10 protein-coding genes and 1 riboswitch are annotated in these 21,459 nt (G+C 38.0%); all 10 genes read left to right on the top strand.

From position 1 onward, the window contains the following. The first annotated feature begins 5 nt into the window (after positions 1 to 5). A complete protein-coding gene (locus tag Q0940_RS10605; RefSeq protein ID WP_299268306.1) occupies positions 6 to 671 on the top strand; it encodes a 2OG-Fe(II) oxygenase in 666 nt (221 codons plus the stop codon). A 49-nt stretch (positions 672 to 720) separates the two neighbouring features. Beyond that, positions 721 to 1,104: a VOC family protein gene (locus tag Q0940_RS10600; RefSeq protein WP_299268157.1), complete on the top strand. Its 384-nt coding sequence runs from the start codon at positions 721 to 723 to the stop codon at positions 1,102 to 1,104. Positions 1,105 to 1,321: 217 nt separating this feature from the next. Further along, positions 1,322 to 2,536 carry a multidrug effflux MFS transporter gene (locus tag Q0940_RS10595; RefSeq protein WP_299268154.1) on the top strand — a complete coding sequence of 405 codons (1,215 nt, stop codon included), beginning with the start codon at positions 1,322 to 1,324 and terminating at the stop codon, positions 2,534 to 2,536. A 256-nt stretch (positions 2,537 to 2,792) separates the two neighbouring features. After that, the gene (locus Q0940_RS10590) at positions 2,793 to 3,737 is read left to right on the top strand and encodes a chemotaxis protein CheV (protein ID WP_299268151.1); all 945 of its coding nucleotides are present in this window, start codon (positions 2,793 to 2,795) and stop codon (positions 3,735 to 3,737) included. A 148-nt stretch (positions 3,738 to 3,885) separates the two neighbouring features. Continuing rightward, the gene (locus Q0940_RS10585; RefSeq protein WP_299268148.1) at positions 3,886 to 5,073 is read left to right on the top strand and encodes an alpha/beta hydrolase-fold protein; all 1,188 of its coding nucleotides are present in this window, start codon (positions 3,886 to 3,888) and stop codon (positions 5,071 to 5,073) included. 107 nt (positions 5,074 to 5,180) lie between these two features. Then, positions 5,181 to 5,270, top strand: a riboswitch (cyclic di-GMP riboswitch). A 247-nt stretch (positions 5,271 to 5,517) separates the two neighbouring features. Beyond that, positions 5,518 to 6,906: a hypothetical protein gene (locus tag Q0940_RS10580; RefSeq protein WP_299268146.1), complete on the top strand. Its 1,389-nt coding sequence runs from the start codon at positions 5,518 to 5,520 to the stop codon at positions 6,904 to 6,906. 1 nt (position 6,907) lies between these two features. Further along, positions 6,908 to 18,118 (top strand): SpvB/TcaC N-terminal domain-containing protein, encoded by an 11,211-nt coding sequence (locus tag Q0940_RS10575; RefSeq protein WP_299268143.1) that lies wholly within the window; start codon positions 6,908 to 6,910, stop codon positions 18,116 to 18,118. A 17-nt stretch (positions 18,119 to 18,135) separates the two neighbouring features. Then, the gene (locus Q0940_RS10570) at positions 18,136 to 18,549 is read left to right on the top strand and encodes a hypothetical protein (RefSeq protein ID WP_299268140.1); all 414 of its coding nucleotides are present in this window, start codon (positions 18,136 to 18,138) and stop codon (positions 18,547 to 18,549) included. A gap of 271 nt (positions 18,550 to 18,820) precedes the next feature. Beyond that, positions 18,821 to 19,528 carry a transposase gene (locus Q0940_RS10565; RefSeq protein ID WP_299268137.1) on the top strand — a complete coding sequence of 236 codons (708 nt, stop codon included), beginning with the start codon at positions 18,821 to 18,823 and terminating at the stop codon, positions 19,526 to 19,528. Between the two features lie 82 nt (positions 19,529 to 19,610). Then, on the top strand, positions 19,611 to 21,455 hold the full coding sequence (locus Q0940_RS10560; RefSeq protein ID WP_299268133.1) for a hypothetical protein: 1,845 nt from the start codon (positions 19,611 to 19,613) through the stop codon (positions 21,453 to 21,455). The last annotated feature ends 4 nt before the right edge of the window (positions 21,456 to 21,459 follow it).

The raw sequence follows: 21,459 nt of genomic DNA, 5'->3' as shown, positions 1-21,459 counted from the left end.
TCTCCCTGTTTCATGGTAATGGAACTGATAATAATGGAACAATAGATGAAACCTTATTTGGTTTAATTGCACAAGATATTGAACAACAAGGTTACAGTATTAGACTCGGAGCACTTCCTATAGAGCTCACGGAATCATTATTCATCCATCAACAAGCTATGGAAGTTGAAAAGTTTGCCAATGCAGGTATTGGCCGGGGTAATGAATATCTCAAAAATGAATTTGTCCGTACGGACGAAATTTGCTGGATTAATGGTGACACTGACGCCAGTAAACAATGGTTAGATTGGACTGCAGGTTTACAAAGCTTTTTAAATCGTCGATTATTTTTAGGTCTGTTTTCATTTGAAAGTCATTTTGCTCATTATGGTCCAGGTGATTATTATAAACGTCATTACGATGCGTTTAGAGGTGAAGCCAACCGAGTTTTGTCTATCGTGGCCTATTTCAATTCAGGTTGGACGAATACCGACGGTGGCGAGTTAGTAATATATAAAGACGACAGTGACAAAGACGGAACCAAAGTTATTCCGCTAATGGGGACGCTAGTGGCGTTTTTAAGTGAAGAGTTCCCCCATGAAGTGCTCAAAGCAAATCGAGACCGTTATTCTATCGCAGGTTGGTTTCGAGTTAATACTTCTATAGCAGATAAAATAGATCCACCTTTATAAATCTCATTTATAAAGCTTATAACCTAGGTATAAATTTTTAGGAATATTGATGCTTAAATCAATTCATCATGTTGCAATTATTTGTTCTGATTATGAAAAATCAAAACACTTTTATACTTCCATTTTAAAATTGGAAATAGTTGCTGAGAATTACCGTGCAGAGCGAGATTCATTCAAGTTAGACCTTAAATTACCAGATGGAGGACAAGTAGAATTATTCTCTTTCCCTAATTCTCCAGCAAGACCAAGTTTTCCAGAAGCTCAAGGGTTACGTCATTTAGCATTTTGTGTCGATTCAGTTGAAGAGGTAAGCCAATATCTGACAAATAAAGGTATAGATGTAGAGCCAATTCGGGTTGATGAATTTACCAATAAAAAATTTACTTTTTTTAGTGATCCAGACGGTTTACCTTTGGAGTTATACCAAGGTTGAATTTACTGTGTAAACATTAAATTCATTTAACCTATGGATAATTTGTTTCATCGTATTTGTCTGTCATATGCGTGTTTATTGATCATTAGTTGTGCTAAAATTTCATCACGTAGGCTTCTTGTTAGTTTCCTAATTTCCTTGAGTTTTATTACAATAAACCTCAGTTAGTAAAGACATAAGCATCCTCCTTTTTATCCATTTATTATTAAGAAACCAAATGAATTCTCAGCCAAAACCCGTCAGTAATTTTGAATTTATAAGTTTGATGGCATTATTAATGTCGTTACTTGCTCTAGCTATTGATTCTGTATTACCAGCTTTGTCACAACTTGGTTCCGACTTACAAGTTGCAGAAGGTAATGATATCCAACTGGTACTGTCATCTATCTTTTTTGGTATGGCGTTTGGTCTTATTTTTTATGGGCCTATATCAGATTCATTTGGCCGTAAGAAAACAATTTATCTTGGTGTTGGCGTCTTTATTCTAGGGGATTTAATCTCACTGTTTGCTGTAGATTTTAATATGATGATCATCGGCCGTGTTATTCAAGGCTTTGGCGCAGCGGCTTGTCGAGTAGTGAGTTTAGCTATGATCAGAGACAAGTTTGAAGGACCTGAAATGGGTCGCGTTATGTCATTAATTGTAATGTTCTTTATCATAGTTCCAGCCATTGCTCCGTCAATTGGGCAGGGTATATTATGGATTGGCGATTGGCGCGCTATTTTTGCCTTTGTATTTGTTGTTAGTTTATTGTCTATCGTGTGGTTGCACTTTAGACAAGAAGAAACCTTAATAGTTGAAAAACGATTACCTTTTACTATCACTGTGATTTTACACGGTATTAAAGAGACCTTAAGCAATAAAACAAGCCGAAATTACATGTTGGCTTCAGGCTTTATATTTGGTTCTTTTATTGGTTATTTAAGCTCGTCACAGCAGTTATTACAGGTGCATTACCAATTAGGTGAGCAATTTGCGCTGTACTTTGGTGTATTAGCCTTGGCTGTTGGTTTATCGTCTTTTGCTAATTCTAAATTAGTCATGCGCTATAAAATGGTTAACTTATGTTTAGTGTCGTTAACTGGTTTATTAACCTTTAGCGGCATGTTCTTTGCGTATTGCTTATTAATCACAGGTGAACCTGCATTACTTGTTTTAATGATGTATTTGTCAGCTACATTTTTCTGTTTTGGTATATTGTTTGGTAATTTGAATGCACTGGCCGTTCAACCTTTAGGTCATATTGCAGGTGTTGCAACATCAGTGATCAGTTCTATACAAACCTTAATATCTGTTTTCATCGGTGGTTATATAGGTTATTTGTATAACGGAAGCGTTATGCCTCTGACGATTGGATTTTTAATTTGTGCCTTGTTGTCAATAATATTAGTGTTAAGGGCAAAGCAGAAAGGTAAGCTAAACGCGGCTTAAATGCAGAATACAAAATAAAACCGTCAACCCCGTTATAACCTTTGATTGATTAATCAATATGTTTAATACAGTATAGGTTATCCGTCAGGGGCGCATACCATAACATCATGTTTTTATGACAATCTTTGTCTAAATGTTAGATGTACAATATTATCAAGCCGTTCACATCAATGTTTTATAAATTTAATAAAAGCGTTATTATTTTCTGTGAACTAAACTAAACTTGATATTCGTGAGTAATTTAGGAAATGTTTTTATGTCTAATGTGATGAATTCAGTTGATCAACGTACAAACTTGGTCGGTGAAAACCGGTTGGAGTTATTGTTATTTCATCTATCTGGACGACAACTTTTTGCACTTAATGTGTTTAAAATCAAAGAAGTGGTTAAGTTACCCAAGTTAAGTATGTTACCAAGCTCTCATTCTAGTATTGAGGGTGTTGCCAATATACGCGGTGATTCAATTCCGGTGATCAATTTAAGATCGGCCATTGGTATGCGTCCTATGGATGCAGACGAAGAATCTAACCTTATCATTACTGAATATAACCGTAGTGTTCAAGGATTTTTGGTCGGTAAAGTTGAGCATATTGTAAATATGACTTGGCAAGAAATAATGGAGCCTCCAAGCACAGTTGGCCGCCAGCACTATTTAACGGCTATTACCAAAATAGTTGAAGACGATAAAGAAGTCTTAATTGAAATTATCGATGTTGAAAAAGTACTGGCTGAAATTATTCATTATAAAGTTGAAATAACTCAAGGCATTGTTGATGAAGCTATTCTTTCAGAGTTTGAGGGAAGAAAAATACTACACGCTGATGACTCTCCAACGGCTAGAAACCAAGTGGCAAGCACACTAGCTCAACTTGGAATTGAAATTATACCGGTGAAAAATGGCCTAGAAGCATTAACACTTTTACAAAGCTGGGCAGACGAGGGGAAAAACGTTAAAGATGAAATTTTAATGTTAATAACTGATGCTGAAATGCCTGTAATGGATGGTTATAAATTAACGAATGAAATTAGAAACGACCCACGTATTTCAGACCTATTTATAGTGTTAAACACATCATTAAGTGGTGATTTTAATAAAGCTATGGTGCAGAAAGTAGGTTGTGATGACTTTTTATCTAAGTTCCAACCGGACCTTTTGGTGGAAGTGGTACAAAACCGCCTTAAAGCTAAACTCAGCGAATAATTCACTCTAAACTGATTTTGACGAAAACCCTAAATAATAATATTATTTAGGGTCGTTGAATACCTCTGTATACTTTTAAATATACTTGTTAAATTATTGTCATTATAATCACAAGAAAATATTTGATATATGGCAAAGGACAGTGAGCATGATAAAACGATTTATATTTGCAATATTGGTTTTGGGTTTACTTGTAGTCAATAATGCAATTGCTGATGTACGCTTACCTATACCAGATAAATTTCAATCTCAAATTCTTAATGAAAAGCGCGCTTTACTTATCCAATTACCGAGTGGTTATAACAAAAAACCAAAACGTAAATATCCTGTAATGTACTTACTTGATGGTCCATCTAATCTTAGCCACACATCAGGTACATTAGACTTTTTAAGCTTGTCAGGTGAAGTGCCGGAAATGATCATCGTTGGTATTGCTAATACCAATAGAACTCGAGATTTAACACCACCATTAAAAAACAATAAAGAACGAGAAGGCGGCGGTGCTGACAAATTTTTAGACTTTTTGGAAAAAGAACTCATTCCTTATATCGATGGTTTGTACAGAACTGAAGATTATAAAATTATTACAGGTCATGCCTCGGGTGGACTGTTAGCAATACATTCTTTGCATACCCGACCTCATTTATTTCAAGCGCACTTTGCTTTTAGTCCAACGCTTAGTTGGGACGACAAATCTCCAGTAATAGATGCCATAGATTTTTTTGCTAAAACGCCAAGCTTAAAAAACTTTCTGTATATGAACATTGGCAATGAGAAAGGGGATCCAAGAACTGCATTTGATGAATTATCTGAAGCCTTAAATAGCAAAAAAACAAATGGATTTATTTTTAGGCGCGATTATTTTGAAAATGAAACAAACATGACAACGCCAGTTATTGGTCAGTTTTATGCGTATAGAGAGCTTTTTGCTAACTGGACTTTTCCAACTGATAAAATGATTTTAGGAATAAAGGCGGCTGAAGAACACTATATTAAGTTATCAGAATACTTTGGATTCCATATTCCTATCAGTGAAAATACGCTGAATGCTATGGGTTACTATCACTTAGTAGAAAAGAAAGATGCTAAAGCAGCGATCAAAATTTTCACACGTAATGTGAAGGAATTTCCAAAGTCTGCCAACACATACGATAGTTTAGCTGATGCTTATGAAGCCGACGGTCAGATTGAAGAAGCTTTAAAACAAATGGACTTAGCGGTGGCTATTGTCAAAAAAGACATAAGTTTATTTCGTGTAATTAGTGAGCATAGAGAGCGACTTATTAAAAAGATAGGATCAGAGTCTGATTTATCTCCTCAAAGAGCCAATAAATAGAAAAAAGGGGAGTGATTTAATTTTACTCTGACCCTTTTATTCTTGTCATTTGAAGATTAATTATGTAAGTTACTAACATATATACACAAATAACTCATATACGAGAAAGAATTAAAAGGCAAACTGTACCGAAAGGACAGGACGCAAAACTGTTGGTCTAACACTCTTTAGAGTCAATGATTGCAGCGGTTACATTAGCTTAGTCGTAATTTTAAATATCCCTTTCTATTTTTAGTAGATTGCGTTTTTACATCACTTCTTTTGCTTTTAGTTCCCTACTACAGAATTTGCTAAGTTTTTATAATATTTCTTGTTTCTGCCAGAAATAAAAAAATAAAAGGAAATAAAAGGGGTCAGAGTAAAATTAAAATAATAAAAGTGATTTTAATTTTACTCTGACCCCTTTTATACTGACCCCTTTTATAAAAAATTAGGGATTGATTTATGAAAGTTTTATCCGCCATTACCTATAACATAAAAACGACATTGGCTGTTTTTTTATTGTATTGCAGTTTTAGCGCTATGGCTGATACTACTATTTTCACCCCAATTGATGGGGCCTCTTCGACTCCTGCGTCTTTCTCGATAAAAGTTGATGGTGAAAATTATTTGTTAACATGGGATAGCTCAGACGCAATCTACTATAAACTTGAACATTTAGTTGATGATAATTGGGTATCCATTAATGACTATATATCAACAGAGATTTATACAATACCCTTTAGTAACGAAAGTGGAATACGAGTCAGTAGTTGTAATACCTTAAGTTGTTCTGACTGGAGTCAGATCAATAATGTAATAACCAGTGACTTGATGATAAACCGCTTCAGTAAATCAGGTGACGCGGTTGTTGAAGGGCAAGATGTCTTATTGTCTTGGGATGTAGAGTCATCTACGAATGTAAATATAGAAATATCAAGTAACAAAGAACATCTATTCTCAACGGATATAAGCCAGGGGACGCAAGCTTTTACCGTAAATGAATTAACCATATTCACGTTAACTGCAACGGACTTTGAACAAACCTATAGTCAAAAAATAATAGTGTCTCCTACCTCAGTTGTGCCAGATTTTAGTTCAGATGTTAATGTAGACAGTTACCAACAACCTCTGCAAAATCAAATGTTAGCGGTAGAACGTGCTTTAGTTTCTGTTACCTTATCAAATGGCTCTAAGTTAAATATTATCCCTCAGCAAGACAACAAACTTTCTCGTGTATCGGATGATGGGGTTGAGTTATGGACAATAAACGTAGATGGCATTATTGCTAATCGGCCAGTACTTAACCTGAGTGATAAATCAGGTATGTATTACCTCTTTTTTAATGTGTCAACGGTAGAAGGTAACGGACAGTTATGTAGACTTACTATTGATGAAACTGACAGCACCTCTGATGATCTTGATGTTCAATGCTTCACTAAAAAGCCAAACACTGAAGAAATGTTATCGAGTTTAATATCATCCCCTATATTGATTGAAGAGCGCGTATTTGCGTTTAGTGTAGATGGCGGTATGTATGAAGTTTCAACCGAATTTACCAGTGCAAGTTATATCCAACACGGTCAAATTTTATTAGATACCAATGATGCGATATTAACGACCCCACTAATTGATACAAGAACCAGTAGTATTATAATTAGAACCAAGCAAAATGATGTGATGTCCATCCTCACTCCCGCAGAGCAAGGGACTGTGAATACACTTGTCAAACAAGCAAAATCTTTTTTTGGTTTTGTTTCTAAATCGTCTACTTCATCCACATCGTCAGACTCATCCAGTGAAACAATTGTCATAAAATGGAAAAAGTCATTATCCCAGGGAGAGGAAAAGTAAGATGAATATTCTTAAAATAAAGCACTTAGCTCACTCTATTCTCGTACTTACATGCGTAATGTTTAGTAATGTTAGTTATGCAGCTGATTACTGTAATGCAACTATTTCTGGAACAACTGATACAAACACCAGAGCTGAGAGTGACTTTATTCTCGGCTCATCAAATAAGAGTGTTGTTTTCCATGATATTGTAATTGACTTAAGTGATTATGATGACCCGACGAGAGATAATCATCGAGTTTACTTTGCAGGCTGGGAAGTATCGTATTTATCTTTATGTAGTTTAGATAACGTATTGATAAAAGAAATAGAAATTTCTGCAACAACAGCGAGTTTAAATACACTTAACCTATCGGCTTCTTACTTGGGTATTACAAATCCGGGAAGCTATAAACTACACTATACAAGGCGATATAGTATTGAGGAAACTTGGGTTGAAGAGGAGTATGGGCAAAACCAAAGGTACTTTGAGGATGGGTGGACACAGTCGAGTATATCTACAGGCATAATTCATGTCTTTGAAAACTCAACTCCAGAATTTGTAACCATACCTAGTTTTAATACGAACATCAATAGTGGAGAATTTACTACTGTTACTTTTACCGTTTATGATAGCGGCGATAATCTTGATATTAATCAAGATTTTATATTAGCTAAATACGAAAACTCAAGTGACTTGAACGACTGGAACGATACAGGTGACTGGAGTGATTGGGGAGCCAAGGAAGTTATATCATGTTCGTATAAGACCGAGTACCTTCGTAAATGTGAATACAGGTTAACTTCCGGAAGTAGCTTAGGGGTACATAAATTTAGACTAGTGGCTAAAAATAGGATTAATAAATATAAAGCCAATGAGTTCACCATTACCGTTATTGAAAATGATATAGCGCCAACGATTTCTACCGTAGAAAACGAAGATACAATCATTGCAGTAGGTAGCCAAGTAATACTAAAGGCAACCGCAGAAGATAAGAATGTGGGTACCAATAAAGGTATTCAATCTATCAAGTGGTGTCAGTTTCAAGGTATAGACAGTACAGTATGTAAGAGCATATTAGAGCATGACACGTCTTCTATTGATAAATGCGTTATTAATAACTCTCAAGAGGCAAACTGCGAATATACTCATAAATTTACTACTTCAGGGGTTTATAACATATATGCTGAAGTTCAAGATAACTCTACTACCGTCCGTTCAACACCATTTACAGTTACTGTAGATGGTAAACCTAGTGATGTAACCGTTGATATAACAGGTGATCTTAAGTTAGGCAACACAATTACGATTACTGGCTCTGCTATAGATGAAAAACTTAATACACTCACACTGTGTTATGGCCCCCCGGAAATAGACACAACAGATCTAGACATAACAGATGATGAAGTTTGTGCTGGTGGTGTTCTTATAAAAGAATGCACCAATAACCTATCCTGTGAAGCGCAATTAACCCTCGACCCTGAAATATTCAACATAACTCGATATGGCTTTTATGTTATAGCGAACGATGGTTATCATGTTGTTGCTTCATCTTCTTTTCAAGGGGCGGTTTATGGTTCATATACACTGACGGTACCAGAGGTAATTGCGGAGAATAACCTTCCTGGTACAGCAGTAACTATTTCTGGCGAATACAATAAAGTTGATGACGACAGTGATATTGAAGTATCTAAAGTTGAATTGTGGATCAATGAATCTTTGCAAGACACCATCGACAGTGCAACGTCACCATTTTCTTTTAATTTCACATTAGGTGATGTAGATAAATATGATTTCCAATTTAAAATAACGGACGATAACGGTGCAACCGCCAGCTCAGCAAGCTTAACCTATAGCGTGGAAGAAAATCCTCCTACAGAAGCGCCTATTCTTACTTTTGTCGATGACAATAATACGGACACTACAAGTGATATCAGCACGACGGGTGCTTTTAACTTATCTTTGACTGCGGTAGCAAGAGCTAGTGATTATAAGTGGTATGAATATTCATCTTGTCCTACGACAGCAACTGAAGCTAATGACAGTTCCAACAGAACAAATATCTCTAATACACTGGCCAGTAATACAAATATAACTATAAACAAACCTTTTTCCGACAACGGTAATTATTGTTATTGTGCTCAAGCAACGAATCTAAATGGCGATGGACCAATTGGTCTTGGTATAGATACCTGTGCACAAGTGACAGTGGCTATTTCTGCTGACAATCCTGGCTATACACGCTTTTCCGCTAACCTGTCATTAACACAATCTCAAAACTATGACTTAATGTGGGAAAGTGATAGCGCCAGTGCATTAACATTTACACTTGAAAGTAAACAAGGTCAACCTGGCAGTAGTTATGAATGGGAAACCATCGAGTTATCAACAGATGAACAAACTCAAGAATCAGCAACGATCAACATCGCAGAAATGCCACTAGGTGATGTAAGTTATAAAATAACAACCTGTAACTCAGAGGATAAATGTCTAGAAGGGCAGATAATTACTATTAATCATCAAGTGCCTTATTTGCATAAAGCTGAATTTACAGAAGTGACTCCAAGCGTAGAGTCTTTTATTACCTTTGAAGGGTTAGGGTTAGATGGCTTTGGTGCAGAGGGATCGAATAAGGTTTATGTACAAATTCGTAACACAGCACAGACATTCGAGTACAAAAGTAGTGATATTACAGAAATTGACAGTACGAGTTTTACATTAACCGCAAACGCAGACATCATTGACGGTATAAAAAATGGCGGTTTACGTTTAAGTGTGACTACCTTATTGGGAAAAGCCACAATTGAATTTAATAGTACCGATACCAGTACTCGTGCAGATATCAACTTAATAGACGCAAGCCCAACCATCAGTAGCCAAGGCATTATATATGTCAGCTCTGGGCAATCTGTGTATGCCTTTGATACAGGAGGATTTAATCAACCAGGTTGGCCATTTACCTTAGACAATACAATATCTTATGGTGCTGAATTTATCGCAGCTCCAACATTAGATGCGGACGATAATAATCAGGATCTTATTTATATTGGAGCCACAAACCGTTATGTTTATAAATTAGATCACCAAGCTAATATTCAGTGGCAAACACGCTTACGTGGTGAAATCCACGCAAAAGCTCAGCTGTTGTCTCAAGAAGACACTTATAGTAACGAGGAAAACCCTGAACTCTTAAAACTCCTTTATGTAGGAGCCTTTGCTAATAATGAAACCAGCAGCAATGATGTAGGTGGCTTGTACGCTCTTAATGTAGATACTGGTGCAGAACGCTTTATGTACCCGTTATTAGCTGGCGTAACACAAGAACCGACTATTTTTGCTAATGGCGATTTACATGTCACTACTACAGATGAACAACTGCACATTATTAACCGCCAAAATTTAGGGCCTAATGCACTGCGCTGGGAAGACATTGATGGCTCTTTAATAAGCGAAAGTTTAGACCAAATTATTGATTGGAATATTCCAGAAAATACAGATGTGCCTTTACGTACATTAACCGGATTATTTTATGGCTTGTTAGGCCGCTCACCAACACAAAGTGAATTAACCTTCTTTGCTTATTTTTACTGGCTCGGTGAAGTGACTAACGATGAATGTACTAAGGAGGAATGCACTAAGGATGAACTGGTTGCTAATGAAATCACAGCGGCATTTTTGGGCTCAAATAAAGGAGTAGAACGTTTTGGTTTACATCCTGATAACGAAACGATAGAGACAGCAACTGTATTTGTTGATAGTTTATTCAGTTATCTATTTCCATCAGAGCCAGACAAGGACAGTGCAGGCGGGTTAACTAAAACAGATTGGGTCGCTTATTTATTGACTGGAAAACGCAGTGAAACGGCATACAAATTAATTCAAACGGATGACTATAACGCCTATAGCAGTAGTGCAGTGGATGTGGTGGTTAATATATTTTATGACCATTGCACAGCTTCAACTGAAGACTCGAGTTGTGAAGATAACATAGACAGTGACAATGACGGTTATACCGACGCAGCAGAAGTTGACTTAGGAACCAATCCATTAGATCCAACCGACTTAATATTTGACCAACCTACATTAACCGCATCTGTGCCAGAGTTAGGTGAATTTAGTTTATCTTGGGACACTATAACGTCACCTAATGAGCTGCAACTTATGTATTACAAAGTAGCAGAGAGTGTTAATGGACAACCGGATGTCATATTGTCTAATAATACCTACGATACTGAGCATGACTTAGTTAAAGCCGCAGGACATTATGAATACAAAGTTCAAGCGTGCCTTAATGAGCAAATTTGTAGTAGCTGGTCAAATACCACTGTAGTTGAAATAGCCGACAGTATTGCCGCTACCACAGTACAACCTCGTAGAGCGCCTCAATATGCTGCCGAGGTTGTTTTACCTACTGCGGATATCATCAAAGCTTCAGCTGAATTTGGTGTAACGGCAGGCCAGTTTAGAGTCAGTGAATCCGGTGCCGCCACATACAGTATACCTTTCAATTTACCTGCTGGCATTGCAGGTGTAAAACCTGAGTTTGGGTTGGCTTACTCTAGCCAATCTGGTGAAGGGCTTGCAGGCATGGGGTGGAATTTACAAGGTCTTTCCGCTATCACTCGTTGTGCCAACAGTAAATTACTAGACGGTTATAACAAACCCGTTTCTTATGATATAACAGATCACTTCTGTATGGACGGTCAGCGTTTATTACTAAAATCAGGCACCCAAGGCGTTTCAGGCTCTACCTATGTAACAGAAATAGACAGCCAACAAATTATTAGCTACTCAGATAATAAATTCTCTGTAGTGGGTAAAGACAATAGCTTAAAAGTATATGGCGCAACAAAAAATGCTAAATTGCTTTTAGATATTGATGGAGAGTCAAAAATACATTCTTGGTTCATATCTTACTCACAAGATAACTTACGTCAATCTACTAACCAAATTGATTATGTGTACACAGAGCAAGATGACTTATTAGAAAAGGTTATCAGTGAAGTAACCTACAGCGGTAACCGAGTAGTCTTTAGTTATAATAAAGATAGCGATAGGATAAAAGGCAGTGGTTACATTCAAAGTAACAAGCTTGCACAAAGCGCGACATTAAATGGCGTAGATATTTATAACCATAATGGCAGCATTAACCAGATAAAGTCGTATAACTTTGAACTTGAAGAAAACGATATTGGCCAACAAACACTAACTAGTATTCAAGAGTGCGCCTATGCTTCTGAAGAGAACAACAGGCAAAAAGTTTGTAAAAAGCCAGTTGAATTTGATTACAATGACGTCTTCACTCAAGACCAAAATGACATTTCTTTCCGTAATTCATTAGAAACCAAAGCTGGTGAATATTTGCGAAGTGTTATGGTGCTGGACACCAATAATGATGGCGTTAATGAGTTGGTTACCCTAACACAAATGACAAACAAAATAGCTCAACTGTGTATTGACACTGTCGATGAATCTGGCCTAGTAGATAAATCTAAAAATAGTTGTCGAGATGTTAGTATAAATCAATACCTCCAACAGGGTATCCGTTTAATCCCTACAGATCCAGATGGTGACGGTTTAATCACATTTTTAGTGAATACTCATTATGATGAATATGACGGTAAATGGGTACAGTTTGAAGTATCAGGTGACGCTCAGTTATCAGGTGAAAGTGAGTTGCCTATTTTTGGGAATGCAGTAATGGGCGTTAATATTAAGCCTATCGATTTAAATGGGGATGGTTATAGCGATTTAGTTCATATCAGAGAAGAGCCTGGAGATCCTACTGCATTTTATGATCCCGATAGGTCATACATTTTTGTAAAATTTTGGGATAATGTAGAGCAACATTATTCACTTTCTGTAGAAGTGGCATTTACCTCAACTTTACAGGGTATTTTGAACCCTGAAATACCAGCTGATTGGCAAAGTATTGATATGAACCAAGATGGTTTAAGTGACATTATGATGTGGGGAAGTGGTGGGAAAGGTTTATACTTTTATACTTTAGAACCCGAAGTTACCATAATAGACACACCTGAATGTAAAAGCTCTTATGGCTACTTTCTTCCTGATTGTAGGTTCCTTTATATACATAATGAAAAAACTATTAATATTGAAGGAAAACATGCTGTACCAGTAGATTTTAATAATGATTCGTTGGTTGATATTGTACTTTACGATAAAGAAGCCGAAATTTGGCGTTATTATCTTAATAATGGAATTGACTTTTTAGAAGGGAATGACTTTAAAAATAATGACAATCTGTCGTCATCTGTAGCTCCTATGGTAGTGGATGTAGATGCAGATGGTAAACTCGAATTGGTGTTTCATGATAAAACAGACAGTAAATGGTACCGCTATGAATGGGCTCACTCTGAGGTTACGCAAAATAATTCAACAGTAAAAAATGGTTTTGTTAGAATAGAGCAAGCTATGAGTGACTGGACATTCTCACCACCAGCAGGTGATCAGGTTGACAGCGATAGTATAGAATATGGCATGTTTGCCGATCCGGATAATGACGGTTTATTAGACTTTTTATACAAAGAAAGCCGCATAAAGGGCAATGCAAGTACAAGTATCAATTTATACTACGGTGGTAACCGTGCAAAGCACCCTGGTTTGTTAAAGACCATCACAACCGGTACAGGTTTAAAAACCAACATTGATTATGGCTCCATGGCTAATACCGGCGAAGAAGATGATGTGTACACGCCAGGTACAGGGTTACCTTTAGGCATGGAAGATCAAAACCCAGTATTCAGAGTACTGAATATTGCAGGTGGTGGTTCTTTAGTTAAATCCGTCAGTAACGACGTACCGGTTGGCAATAGCCAAGACTCCGTCAGTATTGATTACCATTACCAAGGTGCAAGAGCGCAATTTGGTCGCGGTAGTCTAGGGTTTGAATCCATTAGCACCACCACGGAAAAAGAAGGTGTTAGCTTCATCACTACCACCACTTATTCACAAGTTTTCCCGTATTTAGGTATGCCACTTAAAACGGAAAGAATGGCAAATGACGGTAGCAATAGCGAATTAATTTCCATTGCTGAAAACCGTTATACCCACCAATCTACTACACTGGACAGCGATTACACTAGTTACCTGGTTTACCAACAAGAAAGCAGAGACTGCCAAGCAAACTTAAATCTTGACAGTAATTCCCCTACCTCGGTATATATAAGCAGTTACTCGTGCCAACAAATGCTGACCGAACAAGATGCATACGCCAATGTCACCAGTACCCAAACAGGCCATTATAATGTTGGTATGTATGGAGCTGAAACGTTTGTAAATATGACATATAGCGTGACAGGTGAGCTATTAAAATCATCCACTAGTACCAATACTTATGGCACTGACGCTGGTGAAGAAGAGACAGAAAAGCGCTTTGGTCGTTTAAGTAAAACCGTTGTTGAACATAATAAAGTGGGGTTACCAAGTCAAACGCGTACAAGTACCTTTGAATATTACCCTAAAGATCACCAAAACGCATGGATGTTGAAGAAAGAAACCCTTGAGCCTGAGGGCGACTGTACCGTCAAGCGTGTTACCGAGCACTCATACGACGCTTACGGTAATTCAACGGGGACAATCGTATCAAATGGCACAGACTGTACAGACGACGAGGCCGTATATAGCTCTAGCAGTAAGGTGTATGACGGCGACGGCCGTTATGTAAAGAAAACCATAAATAATGGCATCACCACCTCAGAAGACGCAGGCAGAAATACGTTAGGGCAAGTGATCAGTGCCAAAAACACAGACGGTGTGCAAACCTCATTTAGGTTTGATGCCTTTGGTACAAAATACTCAAGCTTTAATCCATCCGGAACACAGTCCACCAAACTGAATAAAGCGTGTGAAACCGACACAAATAATTGTTACACCGTGGTGGTTAAAACCGCTAACGGCATTGAGCTTGCAAAAGAATATGTAAATACCGCAGGACAAGTGTATAAAAAAAGCAGTTTGGATGCATTTGGTAACTGGCATGATACCTACCAAACGTATGACAAATACGGACGTGTCACCACATCAATCACACAAGGTACAGACGGCAGTGAAAAAGTAAGTCATAGCACTTACGATGTGTTTGACCGAGTCATTACCACCTTTGATGTAAGTACAGGTTTAACCGCAAAAAAAGACATTGTTGGCTTTGTACATACCTCAACATTAAACGGTGACATACCAGACGACACTCAAACCAATGTCACCACTTACAATGCATTAGGTGAGCAAAAAAGTGTTGAAGACACACTTGGCAACATACTCACGTACACATATGGCATAAATGGTGGGTTAACCTCAGTCCACAGCAGTGTTGATGATACTATTTTAAGTACCATTGAATACGATAAGTTAGGCCGTAAAACCAAGATGATAGACAAAGAACGTGGTGTTTGGTTATACGAATACAACGCACTTGGTCAACTTGTACAGCAAACGGACGCAAGAGGTGTAATAACAAACCTTGTGTATGATGATCTTGGTCGCAAAACTAAGAAAGTTATTACAGGAATAGATAGCGGAACAGATACAGGTGATGTCCCATCAGAAACAATGGAATGGGAATATGGCACTATTAGTAACAGCAATAGTGATGATGAAGATAAAAAAGTAGAAAAAGTAGACAAACACAGGTTGTTAAAGGAAAGCATAGGCACTTGGAGTCGTCATTTTTATTATGACAACTTGGGTAGAGCCGTGGCCACATTAACCAATCTAGATAACACAACAGATTGTGCTGCTCATGTGACCTTTAACACAATAGAAAACGACCTGCGCATTACTGACGACTCACTAAGTGATCCAATAGCCAGCCGTTGTGTTATTCAACAAACCTTCTTTGATGAATACGGGCGTACTTTCCAACAATTTGATGATTACCGTCGTAATAAAGACGGTACGTATGTGGATGTACGTGGTGTGCGTCAACATTACCAAAACAATCAAGTCGTTAAGCAACAAGAGGCCAGAGAAGGTAATGACGGCCGTGTTTACCACGAAATTGTCAGCCTTAATGAATTTGGTTTAGTCACCAGTTATAACAAGGGTGCGCAGCGCATGTCGTTGGATTATGACGAAGCCAATCGCCTAGTCAGTACGCAAAGCTCGTCCGAGCATATACAAGCAGATTATTACGGTTACGACAGCATTGGTAACGTCACAGATCGTTTATTCAAAGGCATGGACACACAAGAATTTAGCTATGACGCGCTTAACCGTGTTACCCATGTGGACGGCATACAGTTATATCATTATGACGATAACGGCAGCATAACCGAAAAAGATGGCTGGACACTTGAGTATGCAGGCACCGGCAGCAGTGAAAGCACAGAAGCCAGTCCGTTACACGGTGTCACCAGTCGCAGTAAAAGCGGTGAAGCCACAGAAACCTACGGTTACGACGCCAACGGTAATCAAATATGGGGCAGAAAAGACGCTGTAGACTGGCGTACATTTACTTACAGCGGTCGTAATAAAGCCACAAGCATAACCGTAGGTGATAAAACCACCACCTTTAGTTATGACGCCAATAACAAACGCTTTAAACGTACCGACAGTGAAGGCACTATCTTCTACGTAGGCAGCCTTGAGCTAACCATTAAAGATGCCGTTAGTGCAGGTGTGGATGAAGATGGCAAGGAAGAGTTTAATAAAGAGCTTTACATCAAGCGCTACCTTGGCGAAGCCATGCAAACCTATTACGTTAATGGTAATAGTATGTTGCGCTGGTTGTACAAAGACAACCTAGGCTCTGTTATCGCCATTGCCAACGACAGCGGTAAGTTAGTCAAACGTTTTAAATATGACGTATTTGGTCAACAAACCGAAATACTACCAACGCAACAAGAACGTGAGCTTTATTACGAACTCACCTTTGCGTCCGTATTAGGCTTGGCTGAAATATCAAACAATACCCGTGGTTACACAGGGCATGAGCCGGTATTTTTTGATAACGGTGGTGACGATGACAAACGCATAATCCACATGAACGGCCGCATGTACGACGCCTCACTAGGACGCATGTTACAAGCAGACCCAGTAGTTCAAGCGCCAAATAACCTACAAAACTACAATGCGTATACGTATGTGTTGAATAATCCGCTGAATATGACCGATCCTAGTGGGTATTTTTTCACTGCTAAGTCAAGAAGAAATATTATCAAAGGACTGGGGAAGGTATTTGGTAACGATTTTGTTTATCTAGCTGGCTCAATAGCTTCTGGTTATTGTTTGGCTTTGGCTCCTGCTTGTGCTGCAGCATGGTCATATGAATATAACCGCGCGATGGGTGTAAAACCATCAGATGCTTTAAGAGGTGCGGCTATAGCTGGAGTGGTTTCATATATCGGGCAGGGGGCGAATTCTTATTGGGGACAAGGATCTTGGCAGGCAGTAGGAACTCAAGCTGTAATTGGTGGTTTAGCCTCTGATGCACAAGGTGGTAACTTTGGTCATGGTTTCTGGGCCGCAGGATTAAACTCTGCAGTGGGAGGCGGGGATGTAAGTAACAATGCAACTCTTAATGTTATAAGCTCTGCCGTTATTGGTGGTACTATTTCTGAAATTACAGGTGGCAAGTTTGCCAATGGCGCATTGAGTGCTGCGTTTAGTTCTGCCATGAGGCAGGATTGGGGGAGTACCCGTGGTCAATTCAATAATAATATTGATATCGAAGCTGGGTATCAAGCAAGTGTTGATGCACATGGTAGTCAAGAAGCTTCTTTTAAACTTTCAGATGACCTTTCTGTAGATTACTCTGTGAGTGGCTCCACAGGTTTTGCTGATGATGTGGCATCTCACATTAGCGGATTAAGCAAAACCGATACAGGTCTCGAGATTCTAATTGGCTTAGCAGAAAGTGGTACAGGATTAGCAATCTTTGAAAATGCAGGACAATCTGCGGCTACAGCTAGAAAGGGCTATCATTTCTCATGGGATAAAACAATTATTGCACTTGACCCCAGAGCTGTTAGAGCGCCTGCTGGTTTATTTCAAACTGTGGCAGGTAAAGCTGCAAGACCTTATATCTCAGCCCAACATTCTTTGGGACATGAACTGGTTCATGCGTGGCAAAATACTTCATGGAGTAATGGTGCCCCTCAAATTTCTCACAATATTTCAGGGAGTTCTCCTTGGGAAACCCAAGCTTCTGCTTATATGAACTTGATCCGACAACAACAAGGTTATAGATATAGGCGAGTCAAATATGATTAATCAGTGGAGCAGCAAATATGAAAATGTATAAGATTAGAAATGCGCTTTTATTGTTTTCTCTAGCAGTATTTGGTTTGCTGGTAGGGGTTTGGCTCTCACCTCAAGAGCCAATTACTTCCTTTTTACCAACTCAAAGCGAAAGCGAAGCGTATAAAGGTGCTGTGAATACATTGGCATTTGTGTCAGGTGTTTGTACGTCTATTTTTGCTTTCTTAGCAGGTTGCCTACTTAGATTCACCTACGTTCAAGTTGCTACGGCAGTCGCAATTGTAGGCCTACTTTATATAGGGAACGATATAATTCGATTTGGACAGCTTACCCTTGGAAACTTAATGTGGCTGTTTATTTTCGGACTAGGAATGTTACTAATTCTTGTTTTTGAAAGATTTTTAGTCTTTTTATTTAAGAGAATTATAATAAATAATAAATAAAAGGGGTCAGGGTCAAATTAAATCTGCCTCTTTTTTGCAAAACCAGAAGTTTACAATCCTTTAAATAAAAGGGGTCAGGGTTAAATTAAAATCGAGAATAATTAAATCTGCCTCTTTTAATAAAAGGGGTCAGGGTTAAATTAAATGAATAAAAGGGGTCAGGGTTAAATTAAATCGCGAATAATTGAATCCGCCTCTTTTCTGCAAAACCAGAAGTTTACAATCCTTGTGCTATTCTTTTTTTATCATCCGTATGGAAAAAGGAAGCACCATGCCACGACGTCCACGAGTTTCTATCCCCGGTTATCCTGAGCATATAATTCAGCGCGGTAATAATCGTCAGCCTATCTTTGCTAGTGATGAGGACTTTAAAGCCTACGCTTATTGGCTGCGTGAATATGCTGAAAAATTTGAAGTCGCAATACATGCTTGGGTGTTTATGACTAACCACGTCCATTTACTTTGCACGCCACGTAGCTCAATGGGGGTATCTAAAATGATGCAATCGTTAGGGAGACAATACGTGCGTTACTTTAACTATTCATATCAACGCAGTGGAACATTATGGGAAGGGCGTTTTCGCTCTTGTTTGGTACAAAATCAAGATTATCTTTTCCACTTGTATCGTTACATTGAACTTAATCCTGTCCGCGCCAATATGGTGGCAGACCCTGCTGAGTATTCTTGGTCTAGCTATCAATGCAATGGTTTGGGCAAACGCAGTAAATTACTAACCCCACACCAGTGTTATTTGTCACTTGGGCATACAAATGAGATGCGCTGCAATGTTTACAGAGGAATGTTCCGTGAACAAGTCAGTGTTAAGTTAATAGATGATATTCGGTTAGCGACCAATAAAGGTTTAGCGTTAGGGAATGATAAATTTAAAGACAGGATAGAGGCGCTAACAGGGCAACGGCAAAAGGAAATTAAACGAGGCAGAAAGGTAGGTTGGCGGAAAGAACAAAAGAAAAAGTAGGCTTTAATTAATTTTACTCTGACCCCTTTTATGATAAATTCAATTAACTCATTGTTTTTATAAATATATAAAAGGATAGTCAATGATTTCTAGAACGCTCTACAGCTCAATTTTCACTTCCCTTATTAGTTTAACCCTTGTAGGTTGTGGTAGTGACTCAGCTAAAAATTCTGAAGAAATTTTAACGACTCTATCTGTTGCAAATCCAATTGCTGACTCTACATTGATAGCAGACACCAGTTTAGATCTTTCCATTCCAACAAATACTTGTACCGACAGTAGCGGTGCAGGTATTAGCTATCAAATGGGCTTTTCAAATAATCTTGGTTTTACATTTAACGGATCTCAATTAAGCGGCTTACCCACAGGAGTTGGCGTAGTTAACGTAACTATGACTTGTAGTACAGCAACAGAAAGCTTAAGTGACGAATTTATAATCACTGTTATAGATTTTGAAGCTAATCCTATCGTTGAAGTGACGGCACCTAACTTAGCTAGAGTGGATGAAAATACAACCTTAACCGCAATAGCAGAAGATGTTAATTTTACCGGCTCAATTGTTTCTTATGTGTGGGAGCAAGTGTCAGGCCCAATTATTGAACTAACAAGTACAAACACAGCAACCACTCGCTTTACTGCGCCAGATACAACAGAGCAAAGCTCGGCTGTTTTTTCAGTAACCGTTACTGATAATGATGGTGATACAGCAACAGATACGGTTGAAATCGACTTAATCTCAAGCTTAGCGCCTAGTATTTCTTTATCATTTCCGCTAAACCTTGGTATATATAATCAAGATAGTATTGATATGTTTGGTAATGTAGAAGTGACTACTGGAGATATTATTGATGCTAATGGTGATGTGACGACAGTAGATGTTATTGTAGATTCAGTTGAGTACTCAGCAATTATTACTGAGAATAGTTGGCGTATAGAAGATGTTACGCTAACAGAAACAACTGACATAAAAGTATTAGTCACAGCGACAGATGGTTTTATTAATTACGAAGAAATTAGCTTAGTTCATGGTGAGTTATTTACAACGGCGTTGGACAATAATGTTTCTGATATTGCTGTAAATGATGCAACGGATGAAATATACGTACAAGCAAATGGTGATTTGGTCAGCGACACTAAATTTACACGGTTTAATTTAACTTCTGCTGTAGGTAGGGTTTTAACCGTTAATCAACCTAGTAGTTACAGCTATAGCTCATATGCGCCAACAAGCATAGCGCTAGATGCTATATCGAATATTTTATTTGTTGGTTATTCAACGGCTATAAGTACAATTGATTTAAGCACTGGTGATGAAACACTTTTGTCGGATTCAAGTAACGGAGCTGGTACTTATCCTCAATTTATTTCAGATTTATCTTATAACTCCACTACGGATACTCTTTACAGTATAGATATTGATGCTCAAAGCATTAACACTGTGAGTACTACTTCTGGTAACCGTTCGGATATAATTGTTAATTTAAGCAATGGCTCTGCGGTAGCAACAAATTCAACTACAGGCGATCTTTATTATTCTCAAGGCCTTACAACCAGTGATCAAACTTTAATTAAAGAATACGACTCTTCCACCAACTCAAGTTCAACAATATACAACATTGCCGCTGGTGATCAAGGAAGCCCAATCTCAGACATAGCAATAAACGAAGCAGGTGAAGAATTATTTTTTGTTGATGGTAAAGGTAGCTTAATTAAGCTTGATTTAGAGGATGATTCAACAACGGAAATAATAAGTAACATATTTACTGTAGAAGATATAACTAATGAATACTCCTCTATGGTTGGTCTGCATTACCATACGCAACGTGATGTACTTATTGCCGCTGGTAAAGATGTTGACGGTACTAACAAGTTATTGGTTATAGATCCTCAATCAGGTAACTACGCAAAAGTAGCAACCGGTAAATAAATAA

It is taken from the genome of uncultured Psychrosphaera sp., assembly GCF_947500655.1.
Lineage (GTDB): Bacteria > Pseudomonadota > Gammaproteobacteria > Enterobacterales > Alteromonadaceae > Psychrosphaera.
Note: the sequence above shows the minus strand (reverse complement) of the source record. Positions and strands in the feature narration are given on the sequence as shown.

What these genes read in the sequence shown, in the direction of transcription:
- Q0940_RS10600 (WP_299268157.1), top strand. Translation starts at nt 721, where the DNA reads ATGCTTAAATCAATTCATCATGTTGCAATTATTTGTTCTGATTATGAA.
- Q0940_RS10595 (WP_299268154.1), top strand. Translation starts at nt 1,322, where the DNA reads ATGAATTCTCAGCCAAAACCCGTCAGTAATTTTGAATTTATAAGTTTG.
- Q0940_RS10590 (WP_299268151.1), top strand. Translation starts at nt 2,793, where the DNA reads ATGTCTAATGTGATGAATTCAGTTGATCAACGTACAAACTTGGTCGGT.
- Q0940_RS10585 (WP_299268148.1), top strand. Translation starts at nt 3,886, where the DNA reads ATGATAAAACGATTTATATTTGCAATATTGGTTTTGGGTTTACTTGTA.
- Q0940_RS10580 (WP_299268146.1), top strand. Translation starts at nt 5,518, where the DNA reads ATGAAAGTTTTATCCGCCATTACCTATAACATAAAAACGACATTGGCT.
- Q0940_RS10575 (WP_299268143.1), top strand. Translation starts at nt 6,908, where the DNA reads ATGAATATTCTTAAAATAAAGCACTTAGCTCACTCTATTCTCGTACTT.
- Q0940_RS10570 (WP_299268140.1), top strand. Translation starts at nt 18,136, where the DNA reads ATGAAAATGTATAAGATTAGAAATGCGCTTTTATTGTTTTCTCTAGCA.
- Q0940_RS10565 (WP_299268137.1), top strand. Translation starts at nt 18,821, where the DNA reads ATGCCACGACGTCCACGAGTTTCTATCCCCGGTTATCCTGAGCATATA.
- Q0940_RS10560 (WP_299268133.1), top strand. Translation starts at nt 19,611, where the DNA reads ATGATTTCTAGAACGCTCTACAGCTCAATTTTCACTTCCCTTATTAGT.